The organism is Corynebacterium sp. Marseille-P4611 (genome assembly GCF_916618765.1).
Taxonomy (GTDB): domain Bacteria; phylum Actinomycetota; class Actinomycetes; order Mycobacteriales; family Mycobacteriaceae; genus Corynebacterium; species Corynebacterium marquesiae.
The window spans coordinates 2,331,768-2,348,282 of the sequence record NZ_CAKAKD010000001.1; the positions used below are offsets into that span (position 1 = coordinate 2,331,768).

Consider the following 16,515-nt stretch of genomic DNA (forward strand, 5'->3'; position numbering starts at 1 on the left):
AGTATGTCACTTCTGCTTGAAAAATGGCCAAACGCCCCCGCCTATCCCGGCCAAAAGCAGGAGCAGGCTGAGAATATTATTGGCCAAGAGCATGTCTCCTGTCATCGGTACGAGGAGCATGAAGGCGAAAAAGCCCAGGCACCAGACGATGAGCGGGATGGCGCCGACCGCCGGCGCGGGACTCCATAGCCGGGCAGTGCGGGTAAGCACGGAATTAAACCACCACGCAAGCAGGATGGTGATGGGAAAGGCCACGCTCGCCCCATTGGATAGCGGAATTCGCGCGGTGAGGTAGATGACCTCGAGGAAGACCGATAGCAACGCGCCGATGGCCAGCCACACTAGGCCGGTGACCTGCTCGCCGCGACTAAAATCCGTGCGCATTACAGGCCGCCCAGCAGGTCATCGGCCGGCTCACCCTGTCCCAGCTGGAAGTACTCGGCGCGCAGCAGGGGCATGACCAGCAGATTGGATAGTCCATAGGCCCCGGGCACCTGCTCGGGTTCGTGCAGCGCGGCCACGGCGGCCTCGGGGTTGGTGCGGGTGGTGGAGCCATCGGCCACCCAGATTTGGGAGGCGTGGGCGCGCATGGCGCAGCGCTTGGCGTCAAGGGCGGCGTCGGAAAGAGCGACGGTGACATCGGCGCCCTCGTTGGTGAAATTGTCTAGGTACTCCTGGCTGGGCTTGGTCCACCCGGCCGGCGCATCCAGGGTGTCCAAGCCGGCATAGTTGGCGGCGCGTTCAAAAATGCCGTACCAAATGCGCGTGCTTGGCGCAGCCGCCTTCATCACCGCCTCATGCACCGCAATGTGGTCCGGGTGCCCGTAGCCGCCATCGGGCCCGTAGGTGAGGATGGCGTGGGGCTGGATGGCTTCGAGCTCGTCGCTGAGAAACTCGGCGGCCTCCTCGATGCGATTGACCAACGCACGGGGGTTATCGTGCGAGGGAGAACCCGCCATGCCAGAGTCGCGGAAATGCCCGAATCCGCCCAATTGAACTCCCTTGACGCCCAGCGCATCGAGGGCATTGGCCAATTCGCGGGCGCGGAAACCGCCGAGCTGATCATGATCGGCCAGGCCTTGGTAAGGCTCGCCGATGACCTCGCCATCCTCGCCCAAGGTAAGCGTAATGACGGAAACTTCGGCGCCGCGTGCGGCTAGAGTGGCCAGGGTGCCACCCATAAAGAGGGTTTCATCATCCGGGTGGGCGTGCACTGCCACCACGCGGTAGCCGGTTAAGTCCTTAGTCTTCATCTATCCTCCAGCGGGGCGCGGTGATAAGACCCTCGTCCCAATCATCAATGCTCTGGCCGGGGCCTACAATACCCTCCCCGAGCGCGTGGATACGCGTCTCATCCACCAAAGGCACGTAGAGGGCCTCCTTAGAGTTCACATCTCGAATGCGTCCGAGCGCTTCCTTCGGGCTCATGGCTCCGGACAAAATCTCCTCGCGAATCTCATCCGCGTTCTCCGGACAGATTCCGGACAGGTCGCCGGCGAGCGGCTGTTTGTCATCGCAGCTGAAGATATTCGCCGCGGACACCGAGTTCAGTGAGATATCCTCCCAGGTCACTACCGCATCCACCTCGCCTTCGGGCAGGAGCTTGGAGGTGATCGTGGTCAGGCGTTCGGACACCACCTCGGCAGCGATCCCGTGGGCTTCGAGGACGTCATAAAGCGTATTGGCCGCAGCCAAGGCCGTGGGGCTGGTGGGGTCTACCGCAAAGCGAATCGGCTTCTTACTAGCGCGGGTGCGCAGCGCAGTGAGATCCACATCCTTGCTTATCGGGTTATTCCCGGGCTCTAGGTTGGAAGCGCGGCCGGTGGCCAAGCGCGCGACCTGGTCCGTATCAATCAGCGAGGCCAATCCGCGGCGCGCTGCCCTTTCTTCCAGCGCTCCATCCGCGGTGGACATGTGCAGGCGCAGTTGGCGCGGGCGGGTCAGTGTCTTATCGGAAACATGCCCTAAAAGACCCAGTGCCTCCTGCGAGGTTTGATCCGGGGTAAAGTCCGCGAAACCAATCTGCCCGGAGCGCAGCATATTGAGCGCCTGGGTGCTATCGCGTACCTCGCGCAGCTGAATGACGTCCACCTGGGCCGGATTAGCACCCCAGAAGCGGTCGTTTCGGTTCAAGGTAATGACTCCGCGGCCGCGGTCCACGCTATCGACGAGGAAGCGCCCGGCCGATGCCGGAATCTTATCGGCTAACGCAGAGCCAAAGTTATCGTCCTGCAGCAGGTGGGAAGGCAGCAAATTATGGAAAAGCAGGTGCCAATCTTTCACCTTCTGGGAAAAGTCCACGGTGACTACGCGGCCACCATCGGAGGTATTGACGGCCGATATGGCGTGGTAGCCGGCGGGATCGCGCACACCAGCGGTGGTGGTCATCTGCTTCCACAGGTAGCTAAAGTCCGCGCCGGAAATGGGGGTGCCATCGGACCATTGTGCGGGCGAGGCAATGACGTAGCGCACCCGCTGCGCCACGCCCTTAGGAGCGGTGACCTCAGAGGCGGATTCGAGGATATCGGCATCCCTTTGCCCGTCGTGGAACGCCGAGGGCAACACCAGTTCTGCAATCTGGTCGACCAGCTCGGAATTATTGGCCACCAAGTGCGGGTTCAATCCCGCACGCAGAGGGTCCACACCCACCGAGATGGTGGGGCGCTTGGCGGAGTCGGCATCCTGCGGCTGCTCTTCTTCCGGGGTAGCCGTGGTCGTGGTCTGCTCTTCTTGCAGCGCGGAGGCATTGTCCTCCACCACCGGTGGTGGGCCGGGGTTAGCCGCGCAGGCGCTAAGTATTGCAATGCTGGCGGTGCTGAGTACCGCTGCGATTGCCGACGCCGCGCGCCTTGGTGAAGCCGGATTCTTTTTCATCGCGGACTACTTTAGTCCCTCCACCCCGCCGAAACGAAGATTTTTGGCGCTAGACTTGGCCACAGACCGCAACTATTAAGGAGACCCCAATGCTCATCTGCCAAGAAATGTTTCTTCTACTGACCAAGGACAACGGCAAGAAGGAAGACTGGGTGTCCAATAATGAGGCCGCTCTGCGCGCCACCGTACTCGCGGACCTGCTACTGGGCGGGCACGTAGAGCTCGGTGAGAAAAAGAAGGTAGAGACTACTCCACAGCGCCCGGAGCACCCCGTCTTGGCATGGGCTTGGGAGGAGCTGCAGGAGCACAAGGCCACCAGCATGCAGAGCCTGTTGGAGGCTTCGTGGTTTACCCCGCGGGAAATCATCGCTTTGGATTTCCACGCGAATGGACTGCTCGATGTGGAAAAGGCCAAGTGGTGGCAGATAAGCGGCGACCGCTACATCATGACGGACCTGGAGCTAGAAAAGGAACTGCGCGAGCGGTTGGTTGCAGTCCTAGAGGCGCAGCGCCCAGCCACGGTCAATGACGTCATTATTCTCGATATTCTCCGCGAGGTCAGCGGTGCCTATACCCTGCTGAAAAACGATGCGGAGGGAATGAAGCGCCGGGAGATGCGGGCACGCATTCAGGAAATCAAAAAAGAGGTCGAGTATGACAAAACCGCCTCCTCTGCGGTCAAGGCCGTAGTTGAGGAGGCGGCAGCGGTTGCGGCGATGGTGGCCACGTCAGCGGCAATCACCACCACCTAGGGTGCGGCTTTTTACTTATTCATCTGCTTGGCGCGGGCGGCGGCACGCTTGCGGTCGGTAGCGGAAAGCTCTACCTTGCGCACGCGCAGGACGTCCGGGGCGACCTCGACGCACTCGTCGTTGCCACAGAATTCCAGTGCTTCTTCCAAAGAGAGGGTGTGTGCCTTGGCCAGGGTGACCGTGGCATCCGCAGTAGCGGAGCGCATATTGGTCAGCTTCTTTTCCTTGGTGATATTGATGTCAATATCCTCATCACGGTTATTGGCACCAACGACCATGCCCTCATAAGCCTCGGCGCCCGGCTCGACGAAGAAGTTGCCGCGGTCAGCCAGCTGCATCAGCGCGTACTGGGTGATCTGGCCGGTGCGGTCAGCCACCAGGGAACCGGTCGGGCGGGACTTGATCTCGCCGGCCCAGACATCCAGGCCATCAGAGATGGAGTTAGCGATACCGGCACCGCGGGTCTCGGTCATGAACTGGGTGCGGAAGCCGATGAGGCCGCGGGCAGGAACGCGGAAGACCATACGTACCCAGTCGCCCTCGCGCACGTCCATGGCCTGCATCTGGCCCTTGCGGGAGGCCAGCAGCTGGGTGATAGCACCCTGGTGCTCAGACGGGGAGTCAATGGTGAGGATCTCGTATGGCTCGTAGGTCTTGCCGTCGATCTCCTTGGTCACAACCTGCGGCTTACCAACCGTCAGCTCGAAGCCTTCGCGGCGCATGGACTCAATAAGCACGGACAGCGCCATTTCGCCACGGCCCTGGACCTCCCAAGCGTCGGGGCGCTCGGTGGGCAGCACGCGCAGGGAAACGTTACCGATGAGCTCTTGCTCCAAGCGGGCCTTGACCATACGCGCGGTGAGCTTATCGCCGCCGCCCTGGCCTGCCATCGGGGAGGTGTTTACGCCAATGGTCATGGAGATGGCCGGCTCGTCTACGGTGATGCGTGGCAAAGCCTCAGGGTGCTCCGGATCGGCGATGGTGTCACCAATCATGACGTCAGAAATGCCGGAGATAGCCACGATGTCACCGGCGATGGCTTCCTCGGCCGGCTGACGCTCGAAGCCGACGGTACGCAGCAGCTCGGCGACCTTCACGGTCTTGGTGTGCTGGTTGCCATCCTCGTCGTAGTGGATCCAGGCCACCTGCTGGCCCTTCTTAATGCGGCCGGCGTAGATACGCAGCAGCGCGATACGGCCTAGGAAGTCGGAGGCGTCCAGGTTGGTCACGTGTGCCTGCAGTGGGGCGTCGACGGTAGCGGAAGGCTCTGGGAGGACGTTATAGATGACGTCGAAAAGCGGCTGCAGATCCTCGCCCTCAGGGACGTTGCCATCGCCTGGGTTCTCGGTGGAGGCAACGCCGGCGCGGCCGGAAGCGTAGAGAACCGGCAGGTCCAGCAGCTCCTCGGCGGCGGCTGCAGCCTCCTCATCCTCGAGGCCGGCGGCGATTTCCAGCAGGAGGTCTTGGGATTCGGAGACAACCTCGTCGATGCGGGCATCCGGACGGTCAGTCTTGTTCACGCAGATGATAACCGGCAGCTTAGCTTCCAGTGCCTTGGTGAGCACGAAGCGGGTCTGCGGCAGCGGACCCTCGGAGGCATCGACGAGCAAGACGACGCCATCCACCATGGAAATACCGCGCTCGACCTCGCCACCGAAGTCGGCGTGGCCTGGGGTGTCGATGACGTTAATAATCAGGTCCTGGCCGTCCTTGCCCAGACCCTTGCGGTGAATCGCCGTGTTCTTGGCCAGAATGGTAATGCCGCGCTCGCGCTCCTGATCATTGGAGTCCATGACGCGGTCCGTGTGTTCACCGTGGTCACCAAAGGCGCCGGACTGCTCCAGCATGCCGTTGACCAGGGTGGTCTTGCCATGGTCAACGTGCGCGACGATGGCAACATTACGGAACTCGGTATTACTCACTAGTGGGGTTCTCCTTCGGAGGATCTACAGCGCTTGCGCGCGCGAAATTGATCTTGAACGAGCTCCCACGATACCCCCTTAAAGGGCCAAGTGCAGCATTGGGGTTGGCTTTACCCCGTAACGCACCGTATAGGGAGAGCGAAAATTCTTATAGATTGCCAAAGTACTTGACACCGCCCTTGCCATCACTATCGTTACTGTAGGTAATATTGTTACAGATGTGACAACTGGGGTTTGACGCCCCTTTCCGAGACCGCACCCAAGGAATTGATAACGTGAGCTACGCCCGCACCACCTGGCGCCTGTCCGGCCGTACCGGTTATATCGCCGCTGCCACGGCCGCGCTCATCGGCCTCGCTTCTCCGCTCGTCGCCCCTGCGCAGGCATCCGCACCGGATCTTTCTTCCTTAGTGCAGCAGGCATCCTCCCATAGCCCGCTGGACGAGCTCGGCCGCCCCAATCAGGAAACCCAGGACCGCATCCGCGCTTTTGCGGCACAACCTTGGATTCCCGAGGATGTTCGCAACGCTATCCTCTCGGGCCTCGCGTTCTTCGCCGGCGGCGGCGATGGCAAGGGCGGCGTAGCCATGCCGGAGGGCAATAACCCGAACTTCCGCCAGTTCTACTGGCCCACAGTCTCCGCACAGTGCATTGGCGGCACTAGCGATGCCATGGGCTCGGCCATCGCCGTTCCTGGCCCCACCGAAATGCCGGCACCGGGTGCAAAGTCCGGCGAAACCGTCTTCCTCTTCACCGCCCTCGGCACCCCACCGGCCGCACGAGAACAAGGCGGGATGAACGTGCAGTGGTTCAACCTTGACACCCTGCGCAGCGGCATCACCCCACTAAATAACAATGGCATCAATCAGGACGGCCCTACCACCTTGTCCGGTACCGCCCAGACCGGCAAGGGCACCGTCATCGCGCTGCTTTCTGGCAGCGTGAACACCCAGGAATCCCGCTGCAATTTTGCCCCGACCGCCGCCTTCCTTGAGGTGAAGTAAATGCCGGTGGATCTCCATCCGGTCAAGCGCGAGACCTTTAATACCGCCGAGTACACCAATATCGACCCCAAGGGGTTCCGGCGAGAGGTCGACACGTACACCGAGACGGATTTCGGCCTCTACATGGCGCGCGGGGCCGATCATCCGCGCTTCGGGTACCTGGAATCGTGGCTGCTGCCCGATCTCAACCTGCGTGCGAATATCTTCCACTTCCGCCCCGGGGTGGACGTCCACCAGGACTTTTATATTGATGTGGCCGAAATCCAGCGCGATGGCGCGGTGTGGACCACCCGCGATCTTTATGTGGATCTTGTTGCCACCCGCAGCGAGCCCATTTCCGTGCTCGATATTGATGAGCTCTCTGCCGCGGCCTCCGCCGGCTTGATTTCTGCCGAGGACACAGAGAAAGCCATCGACACTACACTTGCCGCAGTCGAGGGCATTACTCGCAGCGGTGACGATGCGATGGCTTGGTTGGCGCATCAGGGAATACACTTAACGTGGTCCGATAACATCACCCTAACCCCAGAAGGATAATTTATGGCCGGTGGCCTTTTTGCTCTGCTTGACGACGTCGCCCTGATCGCCCGCTCCGCTGCCTCTAGCGTTGACGATGTGGCCGCCCTTGCAGGCAAGACCTCCGTGAAGGCCGCAGGCGTGGTGGTCGACGATGCTGCCGTAACCCCACAATACGTGGAGGGAATTAAGCCCCAGCGCGAGTTGCCGATGATCTGGCGCATTACCAAGGGCTCGCTCATCAATAAGCTCGTAATCATCTTGCCCATCGCCATGATCCTCTCTTGGATCGCGCCGTGGGCGCTCACGCCCATCTTAATGTGCGGCGGTACCTATCTATGCTTTGAAGGCGCGGAAAAAATCCTGCATCACCTTCTTCCCCACCGAGAGAAGGAAACTGAATCAGTCCAGGAAAAGGGCGCAGACGCCGAAGATAGCTTGGTCAAGTCCGCGATTACCACTGACCTCATCTTGTCATCTGAGATCATGGTTATCTCCTTAAACGAGGTCATCGACCAGCCATTCTGGATGCGCCTGGCAGCCCTCATTTTCGTCGGCATCTTACTGACCCTGGGTGTCTACGGCGCCGTTGGCCTCTTGGTCAAGATGGACGATATTGGCATGGCCCTTAATAAGCGCCACAATGGCAAGTCCACGGTGGGCAACGCCTTGGTTAAGGGCATGCCGATCGTTCTCGATATCATCGGCGTCATCGGTACCGCCGCCATGCTGTGGGTAGGCGGCCACATCGTGGTCAAGGGCCTGCACGAATTCGGTATGGATCAGCCCCACGAGTTCATTGCGTCCGTGACCGACAAGATCTCCAATGGCGCCTTGGCGTGGCTGGCAGATACCGGCATGTCCATGGTCTGCGGCCTGGTGCTTGGCGTAGTGGTTGCCACCATCGTGATGGCGGTCAAGGCCTCCTTTGGCAAGACCTCGGCCACCTCCGCCCAGCCGGCGGAGGCTTAAAACGCCGTAGCCCGGCTGCATAGCCGGGCTACATAAATAGCATCAGCGAAACCGCCATCACGGCCATGCCGGCAATCAAGCCGTAGATAGCGTGATGGTGCTCGCCGGTCTCCTCAGCGGTGGGCAATAGCTCATCCAGCGAGATGAAGACCATAATGCCGGCGATGGCGGCGAAGCTAATGCCCATCGTCGCCGGCCCAATAACCGGCAAGAGAAGGCCGAAGCCGATGAGCGCGCCGAGCGGCTCGGCCAGGCCAGACAAGGTGGCCCACCAAAAGGCCTTCTTGCGGGAGCCAGTGGCCTCGCGCAGCGGAACAGCCACCGCAATGCCTTCCGGGATATTGTGAATGGCGATGGCCACCGCCACCGGCACCGCAACTTCCTTAGAATCCAGGCCGGATAGGAAGGTGGCAAACCCCTCGGGGAAATTGTGCAGGCCCAGCGCGCAGGCGGTAAATACGCCGGTTTTCATTAGCTTTTTGCGGCGGGCTTCTTCGGCCGTGGTGGCCGGCTCATGGGGGTTAATCTCCTCCGGCACGAGCCGGTCAATGATGGCGATGACGGCGATGCCAGCAAAGAACGCCCCGACGGCGGCCCAGGTGCCGGTGGTTTCCTCGCCGAGGGCGTCGGAAAGCTGCGCAATGCCTTCCGGCAGGATCTCCATAAAGGAGACATACAGCATCACGCCGGCCGAAAGCCCCAGTGCAGCGGCCATAAAAGCCGGCCCCGGCTGGCGCCTTCCCACCGCCAAAGCGCCGCCAATCGAGGTCGATAGACCCGACAGCAGCACCAAGGCGAAGGCAAAGGCAAAGGTACTAAAAGTCATAGCTGGCACCCTACCAGCCAATAATTGTCAAGTATTAATTTTCTTCCTTATCTTCCGGTACCGGAGAGATGAACTCGCCATTCTTGATAGATGGATCGTTGTCCACATACTCGCCTGCCTCATAGTCATAGCCCACGGCGCGGCCCTCTTCGTCCGTGCGCGCGTACCAATCGGTCACCTCTGCTGCAGTGGAGTTAAAGTGCGCGCCCGTTGCGTAGTCGCCGTCCGTCGGCTCGATAGACAGGGCAAAGTTATCGCCATAATCGCGCACGCCGCGCACGATCGCATTAGAGACAGCTTCGTCCTCGTAGAAATGACGGATGGAGGCAGGATCATGGCGCAGCTCGCGCACCAACGCGATGCACATGAGCACGATGATGACCGCGAAAGGCAAAGCCGTCACCGTAATAAGGTTCTGCAGGCCCTGCAGCGCATTACGGCCACCGGCAAGCAAAATGACCACGGCAATGCCAGCCATACATACCACCCAAAAGACCGTAACCACCGGGTTTGGCTTGGGGTTGCCGCGCTGGGTGAGCTGCGAGTTCACAATGGATGCGGAGTCAGCCGTGGTAATGAAGAAGACCACCAGCATGACGATGACGATGGGCGCCATCCACTCCGCTCCTGGGAAGTGATCCAAGACCTTGAAAAAGATGTCTTCTGCCGCCGGCATGGAATCAATGGTGCCATCTGGGGCGATATCGCCATCGCGGCGCTGCAGCCAAATGGTGGTGCCGCCCAGGATGGTAAAAGCGGCAACAATGATAGCCGAGGGAATAAGCAACACACCGAGCACGAACTGGCGGATGGTTCGCCCGCGGGAAATCTTGGCTACGAAGACGCCCACGAATGGCGACCAGGATACCCACCAAGCCCAGTAGAAGGTGGTCCAGGAGGACAGGAAGGCCACCATGTCTTCCCCCTCGCCCATGTTGGCCGAGAGCATCTGTGGCATTTCATCGAGATATTCAATCACTACGGCCGGCAGCATATTGGCCAAGAAGGCGGTCGGCCCCACGACGAAGAAGAACAAGGCCAGCGCCATGGCCAGCACCAGGTTGATATTGGAGAGCCACCGAATGCCCTTGGCCACGCCGGAGACGGCCGAGAAGATCGTTCCGATGGACAGCACTACGATGATTACCAGCGCCGCGGTGTTGCCGGTGGTAGACCAGCCGCTGACCAATTCCACGCCGCGACCGATCTGCAGCGCACCGATGCCCAGCGTGGCGGCGGTGCCGAAGAGAGTGGCAATAATGGCTAAGCCATCGATGATGCGCGCGGGCAGGGAATCAGAGGAGCGATTGCCAAAGAGCGGCATCAGGATGGAGCTCATCAGCGGCACACGGCCGCGACGGAAGGACACGTAGGCCACGCATAGACCCACGATGGCATAAATCGCCCAGGCATTAAAGCCCCAGTGCATGGCGGCCTGCGCCATGGCGCCCAGCACCGCTTCATCGCTCGCAGCCTCATAGGCACCAGGGCGCGGCGAAAGGTAGTAGCTCAGCGGCTCGAAGGGGCCGAAGAAGATAATGCCGATGCCAATGCCGGCACCAAAGAGCATCGCGGCCCAGCTCACCGTGGAAAATTCCGGCTTCTCCCCATCTAGCCCGAGAGGGATTTTGCCATACTTTGAAAAAGCCAAGATGATAAGCAAGAACATCAGGAACGTCGCCAGGGCGGTAAAGATCCAGCCCAGATTGCGCATCACCCAATCGAGTGCTGCCGAAGAAGCATCGAAAACCTGCTCGGGCGCAATCACACCCCAGATTACGAAGGCGACGACCAGTCCGCCGACCACAAAGAGGATCGGCTTGTCTACTCCATACTTGACCTTCTGGTCCTCAATGGCAACGCCCGGTACCAGCGCGGGGTGGATATTATGCGGGTACATAATGTCTTTGAGAATGCGCTTGGCGTTGCGGGTGCGCTTTTTGCTTTCCTCCGAATTATTCACCCCACGCACAGGGCGGGATGAGGAAGACGGTGAAGAAGAGATGGTTCTACTCCTATTCTGTTTTCCGGGTTTCACTTTTAAGAGAGCTGTCTACACATTAATAGAAACTCGCAGGATATAAAGCTGGCGCCAGCCCTATCCCCTATATGCGTAAAATGAGCTACGCATTGTTTACCGGCCTTTAACCTTGGGAGTGACTTTCTATGGCGCTATACCCGCTCGCGACTAGTTACTTCGGCGTGGAGCATGTTGCGGTCCTCGAGCACCCAGTGCTGGGCACCGCATTGAGTATCCCCGGCGTGGCGAAGCACGCTGCGCTTGTCGACGTCTCCCTAGAACCCGATACCTACACCAACGGCTGGCGCGTTCGCTCGGACTTCGGCTTCTTGGGGTTTCTGGACGAGGTCGAGGCGGCGGAGTATCCCGCCTTGGAGCGTTTAAAGGCCTCCTCCGCACAGCCGCAGACGATCGCCACCGTGGAAGTAGTAGACGGCGAGGTTGAGGTTGCCGTGTCACTGGGCCTGTGGCCGTGGATGGTGCCGGTCAACGACCAAACGCAAGGAACCGCACTGCTCTCCGGTGGGCAAGGCGTGCTCATCGATGCCGCCGCCGGCGACCTATCGCCCGCCCAGCTGGAGAGCATGGGCACGCAGCAATTCTTCGTCACGCTGGAAGACCTTGCCGGCACCGCAGTGGCCACCTGCGACGATATGGTGCTCGGCCCCATCGGCGACATTCCTGCGTTCCCCGGCCTGCGCGCCGCTTTCGCCGCGGCCAGCGGCTCTGGAGCGGGGCTTTCCGCCCGCGCCTACGCGAGCCACGGCATGCTTGCCGTCGATATCCCCGCCGATGAGGCTACCCCCGCAGAGCTCTTCTCCCCCGCCGTTCCGCCACTGCGCGTGCCCGCGCCTCAGCCGGCGATCCCCGCCAATGCGCCCGTCGCCGCGCCCGCACAGCCCGAGGTCTGGGAGCACACGCTCTCCGCCGAGGCCATCGTGACGGCGCTGCCCACCGGCTCACGCCGCCCGAAAGGGCCACAGGCCCAGCCGCCTGCACCCGCTGAGCCAGATGCGCCAGCTCAGCAGCACAATGAGCGATCACAACAACCGCAGGCCAGCGCCAAGCTGGCGGAGTTGGTCTCCTCCATCCCGGGCGATCAGAATTTCAGCTGGCGTGCGCTGCCGGTAGCCGAAGAACCGGGCCGCTTTTCCTCCGAATCCGCGCGCGTGCGGGCCCGGCGCGTAGCCCGCGAAACCTCCCACCACCGCGGGGGCAATCACCGCAAATAGGTGCGGCCCTGGGTGGCAGAGCCCCGCGCCTCTAGCGCAGGGTGCGTTGGCCCCCGTCGCCGCGCCGGGTAATCCGCTGGGCGTCGAGGTATTCCAGCAGCGGGATGGCTACCCGCCGCGTGGTACCTAGCGCCTGGCGGGCAGCCGAGAGAGTAAAGGGTTGTTCCAGTCCGGCAAGGCGCCGGCGCGCCTCCTCAGGAGCTGAGGGCAAGAGCACGATTCCCTGCTTGAGGCGCAGGAGGCGCCCGGCGCGCTCGGCGGCGGCAAGCTCCTTGGGCCCCAGGCCTAGCTCCGTGAGGTCATCTGCTTCGGGTGCCGCAAACGGTTCTGCCTTGAGTCTTTCCTCAATGGCAGCGACCCCGCGCTCCGCCGCGCCGAGGTCCGCCCGCTGCCCAGGAAGGCGCAGCACTCCCTCACTGCTTTCCGCCTTCGCAGCGGCGATGGCAAGGCCCAGCAAGCCTTCTTCTTGCAGGCCGAGGGCGTCCATGGCCGCCTTGCGGGGCATTCCCGGCGCTAGGGGATGGGCGGCGGTGTGGGCATGCAGGGCGTCGGTAAGCGTGTGCTTCCACCGCGTAACTTGGGAGGCGGCAATCCACCAGTCGCGGAAAGCAATAATGCCTTGCGGCGGCGCTGCGGTAGTAAAGCCATCGCGGGCTAGGTCATCCACCCGGGCGAAGCCGACCCGGCGCAGGTAGGAGGCAGGATCACGGAATGAGCCCTGGGCACTGAGCTCCTTTGCGCGGCGGCGGGCGGCTCCGCGCCGGTTAAGCTCTGGCGGGCGCAGGTCTACTGCCTCTACGCCGGCGACGACGTGCCGGCCGCCAGGGCTGCGCACTACGAAGCGATCAAGGAGCCGCAGCGGCAGCGGGTGCGCCAGGCTGATGCGCGCGAAATCGGCAGACAGGGGACGCAGGTGGGCCTCTACCCCGGCGGTACCGGTGTGCACGACGAGGTTATCGGGCAGCCCGTCGAGCTCCGCGCCAAAGGTGCGGCGGACATCGAGGTGGTCCACCAAGCGCCACGCACTCGGGGTAAGCAGCACGTCGCCGCGGTGGATATCGGTGGCATCCGCCCCACGCAGGTTGACGGCCGCGCGAGTGACGGGGCCGAGTGAATCCTGCGCGCGATTTTCACTATGCAGGCCGCGGACTTCCACGTCCCTTTCCCCACCAGCCGTGGCTATCTTAAGGCTATCGCCTACGCGCAGAGTGCCCGCGGCGAGCGTTCCGGTAACCACGGTGCCCGCGCCCTTCACGCTAAAGGCGCGGTCCACCCACAGGCGCACGGGTGCCTGTGCATCGGGAACGGGCACAGCGGCCAGGACCTCATCGAGCGCCTGCCGCAGCGCCGCAATGCCGTCGCCGGTAGGAGCGGATACGGGGATAATGGGGGCGTCGGCAAGCGGGGTGCCGGCCAGCTGCGTTCGGATTTCTGCGGTGCGGTCCACGGTGGCGCGATCGCTGCGAGTGAGCGCAATAATGCCGTGCTCTACTCCCAGCGCACGCAAGGCATCGCGGTGGTCGGTGGACTGGGCCTGCCATCCCTCATCGGCCGCAACCACAAAGAGGACCACCGGGGCTGGGCCCACGCCAGCGAGCATATTGCCTAAGAATTTTTCATGGCCGGGCACATCTACGAAAGCCACATCCGCGCCAGAAGGCAGCGTAGTCCAGGCAAATCCCAAATCAATGGTGAGCCCGCGGCGCTGTTCTTCCTCCCACCGGTCCGGGTCCATCTCCGTAAGTGCACGCACCAGGGTGGACTTGCCGTGGTCCACATGGCCGGCAGTAGCGACGACGTACACCTAGCTCACCGCCTTAATAGCGGCAATAACTGCGGCGTCGTGGTCGACAGGAACGCAGCGAATATCCACCAAGCAGCGGCCCTGATGCACGCGACCTACCACGGGCGGGTCCTGGCGGCGCAGCGCGTCCGCATAGCGCTCGGGCAGGCTCACCGCGAAGCCGGGCAGCGGGTATTCGGGCGCCCCGCCACCGCCCACGCGGCCATCATGAGACACCACTTCTGCCCCGACTGCCTGTGCAATGGCTTCCGTGCGCTCGCGGTGTGTCTGGGGATCGAGGTGGAGGGCGTCCTGCACCGCATTCGAGGGCGTCGAAATGGCCGCCTCCAACGCGTTGAGGCGCAGCTTATCTATGCGCACCGCACGCGCCAGCGGGTGCTTCTTCACCGCAGCAATCGCCTCCTTGGTACCGAGTAAGATTCCTGCCTGCGGACCGCCAAGCAGCTTATCGCCGGAGGCTATGACGATATCGGCGCCGGCGCGCAGCTGGGCCTGGATATCTGGTTCTTCTGGCAGCGCCGGGTCATGGGTGAGCAGGCCGGAGCCCAAGTCCACGATGAGTCGCGTATCGTGCTCCACCGCTAGGCGGTGCAGTTCTTCTACCCCGACTGCGGAGGTAAAGCCCTCGATGCGGAAATTAGAAGGGTGCACCTTCAAAATAGCGCCGATGTTATCGCCCAGCGCGCGCTCGTAGTCGGCCAGGTGCGTGCGGTTAGTCGCCCCAATTTCTTTAAGGCGCGTGGCCGTGGACTCGATGAGCTCCGGCAGGCGGAAGCCAGCTCCTATCTCAATGAGCTCGCCGCGCGAGATGATGACTTCTTTGCCGGGAGCGAGCGCAGCGGTAGCCAGCAGCAAGGCGCTAGCGCCGTTATTGACCACCAGGGCATCTTCTGCACCGGGGCAGGCCGCAAGCAGCGCGGCCGTGGCGCCGGCACCGCGGTTTCTTGATCGCTTGCCCGAGTCCAGGTCCATTTCCACATCGGTATAGGAAGCGGCGGCTTGGAGGGCCTCTACCGCGGCGCTGGGAAGCGGGGCACGCCCTAAGTTCGTATGAATGATGACGCCGGTGGCGTTAATGACTGGTTGCAGGGAATGCGCATTCTTTTGTTCCAGGCGCCGCGCAATTTCTGCGGGTATATCGCTGACCGGCAGCTGACCGCGGCGTGCTTGGGTGACTGCACCCTGGATTATCGCGCGGATGGTGTGCTCGGCAAGGCGCTGGCGCGCGGATTCTACTTCCGGCAGCTGGAGCAGCTCGTCCATGCGCGGAATATTCCTGCGGGGATCCGAGCTGGCAGCAGGCGTGGGCGTGGGCACTGTGGCATTCCTCCTTGCGCGCGAGTGGCGGAGACGGACAGGAATCGAACCTGCCAGACCGAGATGCTCGGCCTCACCGGTTTTGAAGACCGGGGCGCCCACCAGGACACGTACGCCTCCGTATGCTCACCTTACACGGGCATTCCCCGGTGCCGGCACACCTGTCACGCAATACCTCCACCATGCCGCTCCGAGGTGGAAACCTCGGCGCCCTATGTCCTATCGCGCCACACACAGGTTCCCTACCTTGCTGTGCAGCCAAATAGTTCCTCGGGATGAGTAAAATGGCGATATGACCGAAGATATTAAACTCACCTCTTTCGCCGCAGGCGGCGGTTGCGCCTGCAAGATTCCCGCTGGACAGTTGGAATCCGCCGTCGAAGGCCTCATTGGCAAGGCCGACCCCAACGTGCTGGTCGGCTTGGACGATGGCGATGATGCCGCGGCCGTAAAAATTCAAGATGGCCTGGCGGTCATCTCCACCGCGGACTTTTTTACGCCCATGCTCAATGACCCCTACGATTGGGGGCGAGTGGCTGCGGCCAATGCACTCTCTGATGTCTATGCCATGGGTGGCACCCCGGTTACCGCCATTAACCTGGTGGGCTGGCCCAATGAAAAGCTCGGACTCGATGTGCTGCGCGAGGTCCTGCGCGGCGGCATGGATATAGCCACCGAGGCCGGTATCTCCGTTACCGGTGGCCATTCCATCACCGCGCCCGAGCCGCTGTACGGCATGGCGGCTACCGGCATCGTGGCCCCCGACAAGCTCATGCGCAATGACGCCGCCGAGCCCGGCCTGCCCATCACCCTGACCAAGCCCATTGGCGTGGGCATCCTCAACAACAAGCACAAGGCCACCGGCGAGGTCTCCCAGGCCGCGGTCGATTCCATGACCACCTTGAACCGTGAGGCCGCCCGCGCCGCGGTGGAGGCGGGCGTGCGCGCCGCCACGGACGTCACCGGCTTCGGGCTGCTCGGCCACCTATACAAGATGTGCCGTGCCTCCGGCATCGCCGCGGAGCTCGACTTTTCCGCCGTGCCCACCATCGAAGGCGCAAAGGAGGCGCTGGCGGAGGGCTTCATCCCCGGCGGCTCTCGCCGCAATCTCGACTGGGTGTGCCCACACCTCGATTCCTCTTTGAGCGAGGAAGAGCTAGTGCTGCTTGCCGACGCCCAAACTTCCGGCGGCCTCCTCCTCATCGGCGAGGTTCCTGGCTACCCCATCATCGGCCACACCACCGAGCGCACCGGCGATGCGTTCATTAAGGCTTAA

14 protein-coding genes and 1 tRNA gene are annotated in these 16,515 nt (G+C 62.2%); 6 read left to right on the plus strand and 9 right to left on the minus strand.

Annotated elements, in window-relative coordinates:
- Positions 1 to 6: 6 nt before the first annotated feature.
- The 3 genes from LG376_RS11135 to LG376_RS11145 are packed head-to-tail and all read right to left on the minus strand — an operon-like array spanning position 7 to position 2,874.
- Positions 7 to 384 (minus strand): hypothetical protein, encoded by a 378-nt coding sequence (locus LG376_RS11135; RefSeq protein ID WP_225747161.1) that lies wholly within the window; start codon positions 382 to 384, stop codon positions 7 to 9.
- Positions 384 to 1,253: a PIG-L family deacetylase gene (locus tag LG376_RS11140; RefSeq protein WP_225747162.1), complete on the minus strand. Its 870-nt coding sequence runs from the start codon at positions 1,251 to 1,253 to the stop codon at positions 384 to 386. The genes LG376_RS11135 and LG376_RS11140 overlap by 1 nt, the downstream gene beginning before the upstream one ends.
- Complete coding sequence (locus tag LG376_RS11145) at positions 1,243 to 2,874, minus strand: ABC transporter family substrate-binding protein (protein ID WP_225747163.1); 1,632 nt, start codon at positions 2,872 to 2,874, stop codon at positions 1,243 to 1,245. Before LG376_RS11145 ends, LG376_RS11140 begins: the two co-directional genes overlap by 11 nt.
- Positions 2,875 to 2,963: 89 nt before the next feature.
- Between LG376_RS11145 and LG376_RS11150 the strand changes: the two genes are divergently transcribed.
- Positions 2,964 to 3,626, plus strand: coding sequence for a GPP34 family phosphoprotein (locus LG376_RS11150; RefSeq protein ID WP_225747164.1), 663 nt, complete (start codon positions 2,964 to 2,966; stop codon positions 3,624 to 3,626).
- Between the two features lie 11 nt (positions 3,627 to 3,637).
- On the opposite strand, the gene typA is transcribed toward LG376_RS11150, so the two are convergent.
- Positions 3,638 to 5,548, minus strand: coding sequence for a translational GTPase TypA (gene typA, locus LG376_RS11155; protein WP_049377965.1), 1,911 nt, complete (start codon positions 5,546 to 5,548; stop codon positions 3,638 to 3,640).
- Positions 5,549 to 5,823: 275 nt separating this feature from the next.
- On the opposite strand from typA, the gene LG376_RS11160 reads away from it, so the two are divergent.
- The 3 genes from LG376_RS11160 to LG376_RS11170 are packed head-to-tail and all read left to right on the plus strand — an operon-like array spanning position 5,824 to position 8,040.
- Entirely contained in the window at positions 5,824 to 6,552 is a 729-nt protein-coding gene (locus LG376_RS11160) for a hypothetical protein (RefSeq protein ID WP_225747165.1), read from the plus strand.
- On the plus strand, positions 6,553 to 7,089 hold the full coding sequence (locus LG376_RS11165; protein WP_225747166.1) for a DUF402 domain-containing protein: 537 nt from the start codon (positions 6,553 to 6,555) through the stop codon (positions 7,087 to 7,089).
- Between the two features lie 3 nt (positions 7,090 to 7,092).
- A complete protein-coding gene (locus LG376_RS11170; protein WP_049361468.1) occupies positions 7,093 to 8,040 on the plus strand; it encodes a DUF808 domain-containing protein in 948 nt (315 codons plus the stop codon).
- A gap of 28 nt (positions 8,041 to 8,068) precedes the next feature.
- On the opposite strand, the gene zupT is transcribed toward LG376_RS11170, so the two are convergent.
- Complete coding sequence (gene zupT, locus LG376_RS11175; RefSeq protein WP_049377962.1) at positions 8,069 to 8,866, minus strand: zinc transporter ZupT; 798 nt, start codon at positions 8,864 to 8,866, stop codon at positions 8,069 to 8,071.
- Positions 8,867 to 8,900: 34 nt separating this feature from the next.
- A complete protein-coding gene (locus tag LG376_RS11180; RefSeq protein ID WP_225747167.1) occupies positions 8,901 to 10,838 on the minus strand; it encodes a BCCT family transporter in 1,938 nt (645 codons plus the stop codon).
- A 194-nt stretch (positions 10,839 to 11,032) separates the two neighbouring features.
- Between LG376_RS11180 and LG376_RS11185 the strand changes: the two genes are divergently transcribed.
- Positions 11,033 to 12,118 carry a hypothetical protein gene (locus tag LG376_RS11185; RefSeq protein WP_225747168.1) on the plus strand — a complete coding sequence of 362 codons (1,086 nt, stop codon included), beginning with the start codon at positions 11,033 to 11,035 and terminating at the stop codon, positions 12,116 to 12,118.
- A 31-nt stretch (positions 12,119 to 12,149) separates the two neighbouring features.
- Here LG376_RS11185 and selB read toward each other — a convergent pair whose 3' ends face one another.
- The 3 genes from selB to LG376_RS11200 form a co-directional block, all read right to left on the minus strand.
- Positions 12,150 to 13,922, minus strand: coding sequence for a selenocysteine-specific translation elongation factor (gene selB / locus LG376_RS11190; protein ID WP_225747169.1), 1,773 nt, complete (start codon positions 13,920 to 13,922; stop codon positions 12,150 to 12,152).
- Positions 13,923 to 15,239, minus strand: a complete 1,317-nt coding sequence (gene selA / locus LG376_RS11195; protein WP_255632149.1) for an L-seryl-tRNA(Sec) selenium transferase — start codon at positions 15,237 to 15,239, stop codon at positions 13,923 to 13,925. It lies immediately after the preceding gene.
- A 25-nt stretch (positions 15,240 to 15,264) separates the two neighbouring features.
- A tRNA-Sec gene (locus LG376_RS11200) sits at positions 15,265 to 15,359 on the minus strand.
- A gap of 172 nt (positions 15,360 to 15,531) precedes the next feature.
- Here LG376_RS11200 and selD point away from each other — a divergent pair.
- Complete coding sequence (gene selD / locus LG376_RS11205; protein WP_225747170.1) at positions 15,532 to 16,515, plus strand: selenide, water dikinase SelD; 984 nt, start codon at positions 15,532 to 15,534, stop codon at positions 16,513 to 16,515.

Excerpts from the sequence above, each read along its gene's own strand:
- LG376_RS11165 (WP_225747166.1), top strand. The coding sequence starts at position 6,553 with ATGCCGGTGGATCTCCATCCGGTCAAGCGCGAGACCTTTAATACCGCC.
- LG376_RS11185 (WP_225747168.1), top strand. The coding sequence starts at position 11,033 with ATGGCGCTATACCCGCTCGCGACTAGTTACTTCGGCGTGGAGCATGTT.
- LG376_RS11170 (WP_049361468.1), top strand. The coding sequence starts at position 7,093 with ATGGCCGGTGGCCTTTTTGCTCTGCTTGACGACGTCGCCCTGATCGCC.
- selD (WP_225747170.1), top strand. The coding sequence starts at position 15,532 with ATGACCGAAGATATTAAACTCACCTCTTTCGCCGCAGGCGGCGGTTGC.
- zupT (WP_049377962.1), bottom strand. The coding sequence starts at position 8,866 with ATGACTTTTAGTACCTTTGCCTTTGCCTTCGCCTTGGTGCTGCTGTCG.
- LG376_RS11150 (WP_225747164.1), top strand. The coding sequence starts at position 2,964 with ATGCTCATCTGCCAAGAAATGTTTCTTCTACTGACCAAGGACAACGGC.
- LG376_RS11140 (WP_225747162.1), bottom strand. The coding sequence starts at position 1,253 with ATGAAGACTAAGGACTTAACCGGCTACCGCGTGGTGGCAGTGCACGCC.
- LG376_RS11135 (WP_225747161.1), bottom strand. The coding sequence starts at position 384 with ATGCGCACGGATTTTAGTCGCGGCGAGCAGGTCACCGGCCTAGTGTGG.
- LG376_RS11145 (WP_225747163.1), bottom strand. The coding sequence starts at position 2,874 with ATGAAAAAGAATCCGGCTTCACCAAGGCGCGCGGCGTCGGCAATCGCA.